Below are 12,915 nucleotides of genomic sequence, written 5' to 3' on the forward strand. Positions count from 1 at the left end.
ACTGCTCATGAACAGCCGCAGTCATTGATTGATGGAAAGTTCATGCGAGGCTACAAGGATGTAGCCATTAAAGGCCCCGACTGAAGAGTCGGGGCCTTTTCTATGACGGTGACAAACAGACGCTTGGGAGAGTCAGGTGCGACGCTTGCTTTCAATCCTCACCAGGCGACCCCCTTCGAAGCGCAGATACTGATACATGCCGTTATCAGGTCCGTAGATCCATTCCTCAATTCTTACGGCTTCGGACCTTCGGTAGTTACTATTGAAGGTCTCCTGAGTGCCCAGCACTTCCTGGCTTATGGGCTCTCCGCATTTCTGCTGCACTTCGAATGCCCGGTCCCCCGTGCTGACCAGCTGGTTGCCGCAGCGCAGCGTTGACGTGGCATATGAAGAGGCAGCAACTGACACGGCCATAGCGGCAAGGGTCAGGTTGATCAGCAGTTTGATTCGGGTACGTGCCAAGGCTTCATTCACTGTCGAGGTGGAGGGGGCTGATGACTTTACCATCTGGCTGGGCCTGACCCAGGCGGGCATCGACGAAGTACACACGAGCGTCTTCCAGCTTGCCCTTGTCTACCAGGTAGTCCTTGATGCTGCTGGCTCTGCCTTGGCCCAGCTCACGCAGCAATACCTCATTGCTGCTCCAGAACTTGAGCACGGCGGCACGCATCTGGTTTGCACGTTGTTCCTTGCCCAGGTTTGCCCATTCGGCAGGCGGTTGCTGTTTCAGGCGTGTGCGGTAGATACCTTCAAGCATAGGAGCTTTTTCATCTTCCGGGACCTGTATCAAGCCGGCCCTGGCCGGAACCTTGTCGCCGCGTCGCTGGAGGATCTTGTAATAGGTGTACTGGTATTCCCGCTCCAGCCGCTGTTGGGCGATCAGAGGACCGTCACTGCTGGCAGCGCTGGTGCCCTCGATCTCCAGCTTCAGGTCCGGGCGCTCCTTGAGCGCCACCGAGAGCTTGTCCAGGGCGCTTTGCGCCTCGGCCGACAAATCACTGGAGCCCGGCGCAAAACTCACGCTGCCGAGATCCTCGGAGCTTCCACCGGCGACCAGCCCGCCGAGCATCTTGAACGGAGCCTGCGCAGCACGCAGCACAAGATTGCGCAGGGTTTGCCAGACAATTGGCATCACGCTGAACTGCGGGTTGTTCAGATCGCCCTCGATCGGCAGCTCCAGGGAAATTCGTCCCTGCGTATCCTTGAGCAGCGCGACTGCCAGACGGATAGGCAGGTCCAGCGCATCCGGGCTGTCGACACGCTCACCCAGTTGCAACTGTTCAACCAGCACCTTGTTCTGCGCCTTGAGCTGACCTTTGGTGATCAAGTAGTGCAGGTCGAGATTGAGCCTGCCCTTGCGGATCCTGAAACCGGCGAACTTGCCGGAATAGGGGGTCAGATTGGTCAGCTCGACACGCTTGAAGCTGGTGGTGATATCCAGGCTGGCCATCGGGTCGAACGGGTTAAGGCTGCCTTTGATGGTCACAGGCGCGTAGCGGTCGACCTTGCCCTGGATGTCCACGGGTGCCGGTGTCGCCTTGCGGTTGTCGATGGTGCCGATACGACCATTGAGCTGCTGCACGGCGGTGGCAAAGTTGGGGGTCAGGGTCATGTCGGCAAAGTTTGCCGAGCCATCCTTGATATTCACTTCGCCGACGTAAATCGCCAGAAGGTTATCTGCCTTGGCCTTGGGCTGTGTTCTGGCTGTTTTTGGCTGCGATGCGGTCTTGTCATCAGGCTGCGGAATCAGCAGATCGTCAACATTGGTGGTCCGGTCTTCATTGATCATGAAGCGTGCGTAAGGCTGATCCATGTTGACTTTGGCAATCGAAAGGCCCGTGCCGTGCTGGTAGTCCAGCCCTTCGAGTTGCAGTTGCTGCCACTTCAGGAAGTCGCGCTGTTTGAGCGTGTCGAGTGTGTGAAGCTGATTGACCTGCGCTTTGCCGGTAACGCTGAACGCCAGCGGTTCGGTGCTTTTCAGGTTGACCGCCAGATCGCTGCCCAGCATGCCGCTGCGCATTTCCAGACGAATGAACGGGCTGATGTAGGCTTGGGCTAGGCGCAGGTCGATGTCGCGGGTAGTTACGTTAAGTTGTGCACTGACTGGGTTGAGGTTCACATCGCCGGCTGCAGTGAGGTTGCCCTGTTTGCCCAGCCCGGTATCAAGCTTAAGCGTGAAGGGGGATTTGTTAAGGCTGTCGAAATTCTGGATGTCCAGATTCAGCGGGCCAACATCCAGAGCAACAGGCTCTTGAGGTACGCGATCTGCCAGATGGACCATGTAATTGCGCAGCTGCACATCTCGCAGCAGCACCTGCCATGGCGTGCTTTGCGTGGCGGGCTTGGCTTTGGCAGAGGCCTCTGTGGCTGGGGCCGGTTCAGCCGCCTTGTCGTCCACGGCCGGTGTTTGCGCTGCCGCTGGCTTGCCCGGCTGGCTGGCAAACAGCTTTTGCCAGTCCAGTTGCCCGTCGGCTTCGCGCGCTGCCCAGGTTTCCAGTTTCTGGCTGCGGATCTTGCCTACGGTCACCAGCTGCTTTGCCAGATCGACTGATGTTTCGCTCACGTCCAGGCGTTGCAGGCGTACCAGAGGGCGACCGTCTGGCGTGTTCAACGCGAAGGGCGCGACACTGGCCGACACATTGGTCAGCTTCAGCTCGGTTTCCTTGGCCAGATTCAGTGTGTAGGCCGTGCTGAAATTCAGCACGCCGTCCTCAAGCGCCAGCGGCAACGCATCACGCACGTAAGGCCACCACAGCTTCATCTTGCTGTCGGTGACTTTCAGCGTCCCTTCCGAGGTGATCGGTATCAGGCTGATACGCCCGACCCAGTCGATCTGCCCGCCATCCGGACCTGCCGCGACCAGCGTCATGTCGGCATTGTCTTCGGGTAATGTGCTGAGGTTCTTGAGTTCGAAATTGAGTGTGTCGTAGAGAAATTCGATGGGCTGGCTGGGGCGCACATCCTGAAAGTGAACATAGCCATCGGCCAGTTTTATTTCGTCGATACGCAGCGGGAACGGCTTGCCGGGTGGTTCGTCCTTGGCAGGTTCGCTGGCTGGCAGCTTGAACAGTTGCGCCAGATTGAGTTTGCCTTGCTTGTCGAACAACAGCTCGGTCTTGGGTTTGATCAGCTCGATGCGTTGCAGGTGCAGGGCCCGAGTCCACAGGCTGTTGATTTGCAGGTTGGCATAAAGCTTTTCAAACGCGACCTGTTCCTTGCCCGGCGTGCCGATGTTCAGGCCCCAGAGCGTCAGCTCCAGCGTGTAGGGATTGAATTCCAGGCGTTCAAGCTTCGCCGGCACGGTGGCGTAATTGGCCAATTGCTGATTGGCGATCCGCAGAGCGACACCGGGAAGAATGAAGAACCCCAGCAAGCTGTAGAGCACGATCACAGTCAGCAAGGAGCCAAGTGTGCGTTTCAATCCTCTGGACATGGGCAGCGGCGTCTCTCTCTTTTGGAAGCCCTTGGAGTATGGCATGCCTGTTCGGTTCCCAAGGCACTGCCGTCGCCGCTCGTAGGAACTTTCCGATAGTGCTTTGCGATACCAGCCGCCGGATCAGAGTTGCAGGATCAGCGTTTTCAGGGGTGGCTGATTATCCAGAGACGGGAAGTCCTTGGCAGGAAGCATCTCCTGGCAGTCGCGTACCGGGCGTCCAGCCTTGGTGGCACAGCGTAATACCTGCTCACGCCAGTCCTGCATGCTGACCTTCGCAAGGTTGTTGCAGCAGATCAGCACGCCGCCGTCTGCCGTCGTCAACAGCGCCGGCTTGAGCAGGCTTTGATAGTCGCGCAACAGGTCAACGGTGCCGAACGCACTTTTGGCCCAGGCAGGTGGGTCAAGCAGGACCAGATCATACTGGCGCTGTTGCAGCTTCATGTAGCTGGGCAATTGTTGGCTACGCCGCGCTGCAATCGGCAGCCCCGCCAGTTGGCGGATTGCCGGAAAATAATCCGACTGGATGAACTGCATGGGTGGCAGTTGCGGGTTAAGCGCACCATTCTCTCGACCCACGGCCAGATTGCCCTCGGCGAAGTCCAGATTGCACACCTCGCTCGCGCCACCGGCCGCAGCGCTGAGACCGACGCCGCAGGTATAGGCGAACAGGTTCAGCACGCTTTTGCCGGAGCTGTGCTGTTTGACCCAGCCACGCGTGTTGCGCAGGTCCAGAAACAACAACGGGTCTTGGCCCGCATGTCGGCCACGGACCCGATAGTTGAGCCCCCACTCATGCCCGATATGGTCGGCCAGCGCCGCTTCGTCAGCCTTGTAGACCGTATCCTGGCGATCCACGCGTGAGTTGCCTTGCGAGCGATCGTTATAGACAAGCAGCGTTTCCAGGCCCAGTCGTGTGTTGACTTGCTCGTGCAGCGCAAGCAATGCATCGCGATCCAGGCGGGTGTGGAAGCTTTGTACCAGCAACTGCGGGCCGTAGCGGTCGATGGTCAGCCCGCTGGCGCCTTCCTGACTGCCGTGAAACAGCCGATAGCAGTCCGTGCCCTGCTGATGCAGTTCGCCCAGCAACGATTGACGATTATCGAGGGCGACGCTGAGCGCCTGATTCAAGGAAGACATGCTAAGCGCCTCGGGCTGGAATAAGGCGCGGGAGTTTAACAGCTAGCGGGCGCTGACGGTTTTTAGCGTCAGGTGCGTTATTCCGGCCCTGTGTTGTCATACAGCGCCAACATTCCCCTGCTACGGTACTTTTTTGCCTGTCAGCGAGGGGATAACCGTGAGCCAGTTCGATCTCAAGCGTCGCCGTGTCATCCAGGCCGTGGGGGCCGGTTTGCTGTTGCCGGGGCTTGCGCCTGCGGTGATCGCTTCGGTGCAGGACCGCCCGAAAATGGTCGATGGTGTGCAGTCCGGAGATGTGCTCGGCGACAAGGCCATGGTCTGGAGCCGCAGCGACCGGCCTTCACGGATGGTTGTCGAATGGGACACACGCAGTATGTTTACCCAGCCACGGCGCGTGGTCTCGGCGCTCGCCGATCCGCGTACCGACTTCACTGCGCGGGTCGAGTTGAGCGGGCTGCCGGTCGATCAGGCGATTTTCTACCGCGTCTCGTTCGAGGATGCCCAGAGCGGTGTCGCCAGCGAGCCCTGGTTCGGCCATCTGCGCAGCACGCCCCAACAGCGTCGTGACATCCGCTTCGTCTGGAGTGGCGACACGGTGGGGCAGGGCTTCGGCATCAACCCTGACATTGGTGGCATGCGTATCTATGAGGCGATGCGCTTGCGCTTGCCGGACTTTTTTATCCACAGCGGTGACACCATTTACGCCGACGGGCCAGTGCCCGAGCAGATCACCACGGAAGGCGGGCGGATCTGGCGCAACCTGACCACCGAGGCGAAAAGCAAGGTGGCGGAGACCCTCGACGAGTACCGAGGCAATTACCGCTATAACCTTATGGATGAAAATCTGCGCCGCTTCAACGCAGAAGTGCCGCAGATCTGGCAATGGGATGACCACGAAGTCACCAACAACTGGTCGCCCAGCAAGCAGCTTGATGAGCGTTACAAGGTCAAGGATATCCAGCTGCTGTCCTCGCGTGCCCGCCAGGCTTATCTGGAGTACGCGCCGCTGCGCTTGCAGCAAGCCGACAATGGCGGACGCATTTATCGCAAGATTCCCTACGGTCCGATGCTCGACGTTTTTGTCCTCGATATGCGCAGCTACCGCGATGGCAATGATGCCAATCTGGCCGAAAAACCGGGCCCTACCACTGCATTTCTTGGCCGTGAGCAACTTGACTGGCTCAAGCGCGAACTCAATGCGTCGCGCGCGCAATGGAAGGTCATTGCTGCTGACATGCCCATCGGCCTTGGCGTACCGGATGGCGAGGTGAACCCCGGTGTGGCGCGCTGGGAAGCCATCGCCAACGGCAATGACGGACCGGCGCTTGGCCGCGAGCTGGAGGTTGCCGAATTGCTGGCGTACCTGCGCGCGCAGAAGATTCGCGACTGTGTCTGGCTGACGGCTGATGTCCATTACTGCGCCGCGCATCATTACCAGCCGGATCGTGCCGTGTTTCAGGACTTCGACCCGTTCTGGGAATTCGTCGCCGGGCCACTGAATGCGGGCAGCTTCGGTCCCAATGTACTGGACAAGACGTTCGGTCCGGAACTGGTGTTCCAGAAGGCGCCCCCTGCACAGAACACCTCGCCTTTTGCGGGTTATCAGTTCTTTGGCGAAGTGAACATCGACGGGCAGACCGGCGAGATGTCTGTTGCCCTGCGCGATCTTGATGGCGTTTCAGTGTTCGAGCGCAAATTGCAGCCGACCGTGGAGGTTAGCCGCATTGTCTGACAGAGAATCGGGGTTGTTCAGGTAAGCCTTTCGGAAATTCCTTGCAACATGCTTGTCGTGTGTGGCCTATCATGAGCTACCTAACGACGGGACCGGGTGTGTTGCATGCTGGCTATTTTTCTCCAAACCCTGAACATCACCGCCCCGGTGTTTGCCATGCTGTTTCTGGGCGTATTGCTCAAACGCATCGGTGCTATCAACGACGGATTTATCGTCGCGGCTTCCGGGCTGGTGTTCAACGTCACGATGCCTGCGCTGCTGTTTCTGGGCATTATTCACGCTGATTTGCGCGCGGCTCTGCAACCCAGACTGCTCATCTTTTTCAGTGTCGCGACGCTGCTGAGTTTCGCATTCGCCTGGGGCTGGGCGATCTGGCGCTGCCCGCAAGAAGAGCGTGGCGTTTACGTTCAGGGCGCGTTCCGTGGCAACAACGGGGTAATCGGCCTGGCGCTGGCGGCGAGCATGTACGGCCCTTATGGCATTTCGTTGGGGGCGATTCTGGCCGCGCTGGTCATCGTCTTCTACAACACGTTGTCGACAATTGTGCTGGCGGTTTACAGCCCGGTGATCAAGTCCGACCCCTGGAGCGTGTTCAAAAGTGTGCTGGCCAACCCGCTGATCATCAGCGTCATCATCGCATCGCCTTTCGCTTACTTCAGCATAGGCCTGCCCAGGTGGCTGGAGACGTCCGGCAGTTATCTGGCGCAAATGACCCTGCCGCTGGCGCTGATTTGCATCGGCGGCACGCTGTCGCTGGCCTCGCTGCGTAAAAGTGGCAGTCTGGCGATCAGTGCCAGCGTCATGAAAATGATCACGCTGCCGCTGCTCTGCACGCTGGCCGCCTGGCTGGTCGGTTTTCGCGGCGCGGAATTGGGCATTCTGTTCCTTTACTTCGCGAGCCCGACGGCCGCTGCCAGCTACATCATGGCGCGCACCGCCAACGGCAACTACGAACTGGCCGCCGCGATCATCGTCATCACCACACTGGCCGCAGCGGTCACCACCAACGTGGGAATTTTCATTCTGCAATGGGGCGGCTGGATCTAGTCCGGCTTTACTTAGCTGTCGATGACTTCCTTTGCTGCACGGAACGCGTCGATGGCTGCTGGCACGCCGGCATAGACCGCGCAGTGCAGCAGCGCCTCGCGAATTTCCTCAACCGTGCAACCGTTGTTCAGTGCTCCACGAACATGGCCCTTTAGCTCTTGCGGGCATTTCAGGGCGGTGAGGGTGGCCAGGGTGATCAGGCTGCGGGTTTTCAGCGGCAGACCCTCACGGCTCCAGACGCTGCCCCAGGCGTGTTCGTTGACGAAGTCCTGCAGCGGCTGGCTGAACTCGGTCGCGTTACCCAGCGCCCGGTCGACGTAGACATCGCCCATTACCTGACGACGGATCTGCTCGCCTTCGCTGATTGTCTTGTCTGTCATGGCATTCCCCTTTATCGATGCGGATTGAGGTCAGTGCTGGCGTCGCCAGGCGCGGATCGTGCCCCAGGCAACAATAACGCCGAGCACAGGCAGAACCAGAGTAAGCATTTTTGTTTCGAGCCTTTCGGCCAGTGCCATTCCAGTGCTGATCGACAGAATATGCAGCCCGTACGTCAGGTACAGCGACAGCAGAAACACCCCTTCCATGCGGTCTATCCGGTAGCCGGAATAGAACAGCGGCACACAAAGCAGCGAAACACCGAGCATGATCGGCAGGTCGAACACCATTGCATTCGGCGAGATCGTCAGCGGCACGGGGGCGAACAGTGCGGTCACTCCCAATACCCCCAGCAGGTTGAACAGGTTGCTGCCGATCACGTTCCCCACTGCAATATCCCGTTCGCCACGAAACGCCGCGATCATCGAGGTCATCAGGGCAGGCAGTGAGGTGCCGATGGCGATGATGGTCAGGCCGACAATGCGCTCGGAAAGCCCCAGATGGATGGCGATCACGACCGAAGCGTCAACCAGCAGGTGGCCGCCAGCGGTCAGCAGCAGCAAGCCCGCGGCAAGCATGAGGATGCGCGTGAAGGTGCGTGGTTTCTCTGTCGTTTCGGCATGGCCGTGGCGCGGCGTGTGACCGCCCTGGCGGATGATGACAGTCAGGCAGGCCAGCAACCCGGCAAGCAGCAGTGCGCCGTCAAACTTGCTGAATTCGCCGTTCCATGACAGGCCGATGGCCAGCAGGCAGGCCCCGATCATCAGCGGAATATCGATGTGCAGCACCTGGCGGGCAACGCGTAACGGGATGATGAGCGCGCACAGGCCAAGAATCACCAGGACATTGAAGATGTTGCCACCGATGACGCTGCCTACGGCGATGTCGGTGTTATCGGCAAACGCCGCTTGCAGGCTTACCGCCATTTGCGGCGCACTGGTGCCCATCGCCACCACGGTCAGGCCGATGATCAGTGGCCTGACCTTGAAAATCGCCGCCAGATGCACTGCCGCACGCACTGAAAGTTCTGCCCCGATCAGCAGCAATAACAGGCCGCTGAGCATTTGAATGAGCGCGGGGGCGGGCAGGGCCGATAGCTGGAGAATACGAGTGTCCTTGTTGGTGTTGATCGGGGTTAAGGCTAATCGAGGGCCTGAACACGCACTGGCGCGGTGCCGCTACGCAGCATACCCAGTTGTTCGGCTGCTTCGCGAGAGACATCGATCAAACGACCACGCGTGTGGGGGCCGCGATCATTGATGCGTACGACCACTGACCTGTCGTTGTCCAGGTTAGTGACCTTGACGCGCGTGCCGAATGGCAACTGCCTGTGGGCGGCAGTCAGGGCGTTCTGATTGAAGGGTTCGCCACTGGCTGTGCGATTGCCATGATGGCGGGCACCGTAATAAGCGGCTGTGCCGGTCTCGTCATAACCGTGAGGGTCGATGATGTGATTGGCGCAGCCTGCCAGTAACGTCAGCAGGCTGCAGGCAAAAATAAGGCGGCGCATGGGTTGGGTTCCTGAGTGCCGGAGTAGGTGTGGTTGACTCTCATGCCAATCCTCCATGCTGGCATGCATTTCCTGACGCTCCGCGTCGCAACTCGGTGTCGCAGCGCGCACGCAACAGCGGACGCAGAGCGTCCAGAACTGCATTCCCAGGCGGAGCGCTAGCGTTATACATAAGTCATGAAGAGCCCAAAAAGCGGGGTCTTTGACCGCAATCGCGATGTGAATAAAGATCTCTGTGGGAGTGAGCTTGCTCACGAAGACCTTGGTCCAAACGCCCTGTCTCTAGAGGCTGTACCGGCCTATTCGCGAGCAAGCTCGCTCCCACAAGACTCGTGTATAACGCTGATCGCATAGCATGGGCACGAGAGTGACGAGGATCAGCCCTCCAGCTTGGCCTTCAGCAACTCGTTGACCTGCTGCGGGTTGGCCTTGCCTTTGGAGGCTTTCATTGCCTGACCGACGAAGAAACCGAACATCTTGCCGCGCTTGGCTTCATCAGCGGCGCGATATTGTTCGACCTGCTCCGCGTTGGCAGCAAGCATCTCGTCGAGCATCGACTCGATGGCACCGCTGTCGGTTACTTGCTTCAGGCCGCGCTTGTCGATGACTTCATCGGCACTGCCTCCGCCATTGGCCATCGCCTCGAACACCATTTTCGCGATCTTGCCGGAAATGGTGTTGTCGGTGATGCGCTTGAGCATGCCACCCAGTTGCTCGGCACTGACCGGCGACTGTTCGATTTCCAGGCCCTGTTTGTTCAGCAGGCTGCCCAGTTCGACCATGACCCAGTTGGCGGCCAGCTTGGCGTCACCGCTGATGCTGACCACCTGCTCGAAGTAGTCGGCCTGTTCGCGGCTGGAGGCCAGCACACTGGCATCGTAGGTCGACAGGCCAAACTGACTCTGGAAACGTTCGCGCTTTTGCGGCGGCAGTTCCGGCAATGTGGCGCGGGTTTCCTCGAGGAACGAATCCTCGATGATCACCGGCAACAGGTCGGGGTCGGGGAAGTAACGGTAGTCGTTGGCTTCCTCCTTGCTGCGCATGGCGCGGGTTTCGTTGGTGTTCGGATCGTACAGGCGGGTCTGCTGGATAACCTTGCCACCGTCTTCGATCAGATCGATCTGGCGCTGGATCTCGCTGTTGATCGCCTTCTCGATGAAGCGGAACGAGTTGACGTTCTTGATCTCGCAACGTGTGCCGAATTTGACCTGGCCCTTCGGGCGAATCGACACGTTGCAGTCGCAACGCAGCGAGCCTTCGGCCATGTTGCCGTCACAGATGCCCAGATAGCGGACAATCGCATGGATGGCCTTTACATAAGCCACGGCTTCCTTGGCACTGCGCATGTCCGGCTCGGAAACGATTTCCAGCAGCGGCGTGCCGGCACGGTTCAGGTCGATACCGGTCATGCCCTGGAAGTCTTCGTGCAAGCTTTTGCCTGCGTCTTCCTCAAGGTGCGCACGGGTGATGCCGATGCGCTTGACCGTACCGTCTTCCAGCGTGATGTCCAGGTGGCCCTTGCCGACAATCGGCAGCTCCATCTGGCTGATCTGGTAGCCCTTGGGCAGGTCGGGGTAGAAGTAGTTCTTGCGGGCAAACACGTTGTGCTGGCCGATTTCGGCATCCACCGTTAGGCCGAACTTGACGGCCATGCGCACGGCTTCCTTGTTCAGCACAGGCAATACGCCAGGCATGCCCAGATCAACGAGGCTGGCCTGGGTGTTGGGCTCGGAGCCGAACGTGGTGGCGCTACCGGAAAAAATCTTTGATTGGGTCGAAAGCTGGGTATGAATCTCCAGCCCGATGACGACTTCCCATTGCATGTGTTTCTCCTCAGAAGCCTTCAGGTGCGCGAGTGTGCCAGTCGGTGACTTGCTGATACTGATGCGCCACATTCAAGAGACGGCCTTCCTGGAAATACGGAGCGAGCAACTGCACGCCGACCGGCAGGCCATCGACAAAGCCTGCGGGCATGGACAAGCCGGGCAGGCCCGCCAGGTTGGCGGTGATGGTGTAGAAGTCTTCCAGGTATTCGGCAATCGGATCGTTGGTCTTCGCGCCGATTTTCCAGGCCGGGTTGGGCGTGGTCGGGCCGAGGATTACGTCGACTTCGGCAAATGCACTCATGAAATCGTTCTTGATCAGGCGACGGATCTTCTGCGCTTGCAGGTAGTAAGCGTCGTAGTAGCCCGCCGACAGCGCATAGGCGCCCACCATGATGCGGCGCTGGACTTCCGGGCCAAAGCCTTCAGCGCGGGAACGCTTGTACAGGTCGGTCAGGTCTTTCGGGTCTTCGCAGCGGTAGCCGAAACGCACGCCGTCGAAGCGCGACAGGTTGGACGAGGCCTCAGCCGGCGCGATGACGTAGTAGGCCGGGATTGCGTGTTGCAGGTTTGGCAGGCTGACTTCCTTGACGACCGCACCGAGTTTTTCCAGCTCCTTGACGCTTTCATGCACCAATTGCGCGATACGCGGGTCCAGGCCTGCACTGAAATACTCTTTCGGTACGCCAATACGCAGGCCCTTGAGCGAGGTATTGAGGCTGGCGGAGTAGTCCGGAACCGGCTCGTCGATGCTGGTCGAGTCCTGCGGGTCGAAGCCAGCCATGCCTTGCAGCAGCAGTGCGCAATCTTCGGCGGTGCGCGCCATTGGCCCTGCCTGATCGAGGCTTGAAGCGTAGGCAATCATGCCCCAGCGCGACACACGACCGTAGGTAGGCTTGAGGCCGGTGAGGTTGGTCAGTGCCGCAGGCTGGCGAATCGAGCCGCCGGTGTCGGTGCCGGTTGCGGCAGGCAGCAGGCGTGCAGCAACCGCCGCTGCCGAACCACCGGACGAGCCACCGGGCACGCATTGCAGATTCCACGGGTTTTTCACCACGCCGTAATGGCTGGATTCGTTGGCCGAACCCATGGCGAATTCGTCCATGTTGGTCTTGCCCAGCGTTACCGTGCCTGCCGAAGCCAGTTTCGACACAACCGTGGCGTCATACGGCGCCTTGAAGTTGTCGAGCATCCGGGAGCCGCAACTGGTACGGATGCCCTGGGTGCAGAACAGGTCCTTGTGCGCCAGCGGGGCGCCGAGCAGCGGGCCGTTCTCACCGGCGGCGCGCCGAGCGTCTGCCGCCTGGGCCTGAGTGATGGCCAGGTCTTCGGTGAGGCTGATGAAGCTGTTGAGCTGCGGGTCGAGCGTCGCGATACGCGACAGCAGAACGCGGGTCAGCTCTTCAGAAGAAAACTTTTTTTCGGCGAGTCCGCGAGCGATCTCGGCCAGAGTCATTTGATGCATGCAGGCGCTTTCCCTTACTCGATGACTTTCGGAACCAGATAGAGGCCGTCTTGGACCGCTGGTGCGATGGCTTGGTAAGTGTCACGACGATTTCGCTCGGTGACGGCGTCTTCGCGCAGTCGCTGGGTGGCTTCCAGCGGGTGGGCCAGAGGTTCGATGCCAGTGGTGTCGACCGCTTGCATCTGATCGACCAGCCCGAGAATGCTGTTAAGTGCTTCGGTGGTACGCGGGATATCGGCGTCATTGAGACCCAGTCGGGCCAGATGAGCGATCTTTTCCACGTCGGAGCGTTCAAGCGCCATGGGGTATCTCCAGTGGAATGCTTATGGATTTGCTTTGTTGCCAATTGCGGAACACTATCGCGTTATTACTGTCTCAAGCCGCTAACGT

At 59.5% G+C, this 12,915-nt stretch carries 11 protein-coding genes; 2 read left to right on the plus strand and 9 right to left on the minus strand.

Translation table 11 applies throughout. The features are described 5' to 3' along the window. Positions 1 to 132: 132 nt before the first annotated feature. The 3 genes from LJU29_RS05420 to LJU29_RS05430 form a co-directional block, all read right to left on the minus strand. Positions 133 to 507, minus strand: a complete 375-nt coding sequence (locus LJU29_RS05420) for a DUF2845 domain-containing protein (protein WP_257111749.1) — start codon at positions 505 to 507, stop codon at positions 133 to 135. After that, a complete protein-coding gene (locus LJU29_RS05425; protein WP_257111750.1) occupies positions 467 to 3,433 on the minus strand; it encodes a DUF748 domain-containing protein in 2,967 nt (988 codons plus the stop codon). Before LJU29_RS05425 ends, LJU29_RS05420 begins: the two co-directional genes overlap by 41 nt. Before the next feature lie 123 nt (positions 3,434 to 3,556). Further along, positions 3,557 to 4,573 carry a class I SAM-dependent rRNA methyltransferase gene (locus LJU29_RS05430; RefSeq protein WP_257111751.1) on the minus strand — a complete coding sequence of 339 codons (1,017 nt, stop codon included), beginning with the start codon at positions 4,571 to 4,573 and terminating at the stop codon, positions 3,557 to 3,559. Between the two features lie 157 nt (positions 4,574 to 4,730). Here LJU29_RS05430 and LJU29_RS05435 point away from each other — a divergent pair, with 157 nt between their 5' ends. Then, on the plus strand, positions 4,731 to 6,305 hold the full coding sequence (locus tag LJU29_RS05435) for an alkaline phosphatase D family protein (RefSeq protein ID WP_257111752.1): 1,575 nt from the start codon (positions 4,731 to 4,733) through the stop codon (positions 6,303 to 6,305). Between the two features lie 105 nt (positions 6,306 to 6,410). Beyond that, positions 6,411 to 7,352 carry an AEC family transporter gene (locus tag LJU29_RS05440; protein WP_004656635.1) on the plus strand — a complete coding sequence of 314 codons (942 nt, stop codon included), beginning with the start codon at positions 6,411 to 6,413 and terminating at the stop codon, positions 7,350 to 7,352. 11 nt (positions 7,353 to 7,363) lie between these two features. On the opposite strand, the gene LJU29_RS05445 is transcribed toward LJU29_RS05440, so the two are convergent. From LJU29_RS05445 to gatC, 6 genes are all read right to left on the minus strand, one after another. After that, positions 7,364 to 7,732 carry a carboxymuconolactone decarboxylase family protein gene (locus tag LJU29_RS05445; protein WP_257111753.1) on the minus strand — a complete coding sequence of 123 codons (369 nt, stop codon included), beginning with the start codon at positions 7,730 to 7,732 and terminating at the stop codon, positions 7,364 to 7,366. Positions 7,733 to 7,762: 30 nt separating this feature from the next. Then, on the minus strand, positions 7,763 to 8,794 hold the full coding sequence (locus LJU29_RS05450) for a calcium/sodium antiporter (RefSeq protein ID WP_057453254.1): 1,032 nt from the start codon (positions 8,792 to 8,794) through the stop codon (positions 7,763 to 7,765). 77 nt (positions 8,795 to 8,871) lie between these two features. Then, the gene (locus LJU29_RS05455) at positions 8,872 to 9,240 is read right to left on the minus strand and encodes a septal ring lytic transglycosylase RlpA family protein (RefSeq protein WP_002555111.1); all 369 of its coding nucleotides are present in this window, start codon (positions 9,238 to 9,240) and stop codon (positions 8,872 to 8,874) included. Positions 9,241 to 9,617: 377 nt separating this feature from the next. Continuing rightward, positions 9,618 to 11,063 (minus strand): Asp-tRNA(Asn)/Glu-tRNA(Gln) amidotransferase subunit GatB, encoded by a 1,446-nt coding sequence (gene gatB / locus LJU29_RS05460; protein ID WP_257111754.1) that lies wholly within the window; start codon positions 11,061 to 11,063, stop codon positions 9,618 to 9,620. Between the two features lie 10 nt (positions 11,064 to 11,073). Beyond that, positions 11,074 to 12,525, minus strand: coding sequence for an Asp-tRNA(Asn)/Glu-tRNA(Gln) amidotransferase subunit GatA (gatA, locus tag LJU29_RS05465; RefSeq protein WP_060406973.1), 1,452 nt, complete (start codon positions 12,523 to 12,525; stop codon positions 11,074 to 11,076). A 14-nt stretch (positions 12,526 to 12,539) separates the two neighbouring features. Next, a complete protein-coding gene (gene gatC / locus LJU29_RS05470; protein ID WP_002555109.1) occupies positions 12,540 to 12,827 on the minus strand; it encodes an Asp-tRNA(Asn)/Glu-tRNA(Gln) amidotransferase subunit GatC in 288 nt (95 codons plus the stop codon). Positions 12,828 to 12,915: the final 88 nt, after the last annotated feature.

It is taken from the genome of Pseudomonas ficuserectae (genome assembly GCF_024584585.1).
Lineage (GTDB): Bacteria > Pseudomonadota > Gammaproteobacteria > Pseudomonadales > Pseudomonadaceae > Aquipseudomonas > Aquipseudomonas amygdali.

Excerpts from the sequence above, each read along its gene's own strand:
- LJU29_RS05420 (WP_257111749.1), bottom strand. The coding sequence starts at position 507 with ATGGTAAAGTCATCAGCCCCCTCCACCTCGACAGTGAATGAAGCCTTG.
- LJU29_RS05425 (WP_257111750.1), bottom strand. The coding sequence starts at position 3,433 with ATGTCCAGAGGATTGAAACGCACACTTGGCTCCTTGCTGACTGTGATC.
- LJU29_RS05430 (WP_257111751.1), bottom strand. The coding sequence starts at position 4,573 with ATGTCTTCCTTGAATCAGGCGCTCAGCGTCGCCCTCGATAATCGTCAA.
- LJU29_RS05440 (WP_004656635.1), top strand. The coding sequence starts at position 6,411 with ATGCTGGCTATTTTTCTCCAAACCCTGAACATCACCGCCCCGGTGTTT.
- LJU29_RS05445 (WP_257111753.1), bottom strand. The coding sequence starts at position 7,732 with ATGACAGACAAGACAATCAGCGAAGGCGAGCAGATCCGTCGTCAGGTA.
- LJU29_RS05450 (WP_057453254.1), bottom strand. The coding sequence starts at position 8,794 with ATGCTCAGCGGCCTGTTATTGCTGCTGATCGGGGCAGAACTTTCAGTG.
- LJU29_RS05455 (WP_002555111.1), bottom strand. The coding sequence starts at position 9,240 with ATGCGCCGCCTTATTTTTGCCTGCAGCCTGCTGACGTTACTGGCAGGC.
- gatB (WP_257111754.1), bottom strand. The coding sequence starts at position 11,063 with ATGCAATGGGAAGTCGTCATCGGGCTGGAGATTCATACCCAGCTTTCG.
- gatA (WP_060406973.1), bottom strand. The coding sequence starts at position 12,525 with ATGCATCAAATGACTCTGGCCGAGATCGCTCGCGGACTCGCCGAAAAA.
- gatC (WP_002555109.1), bottom strand. The coding sequence starts at position 12,827 with ATGGCGCTTGAACGCTCCGACGTGGAAAAGATCGCTCATCTGGCCCGA.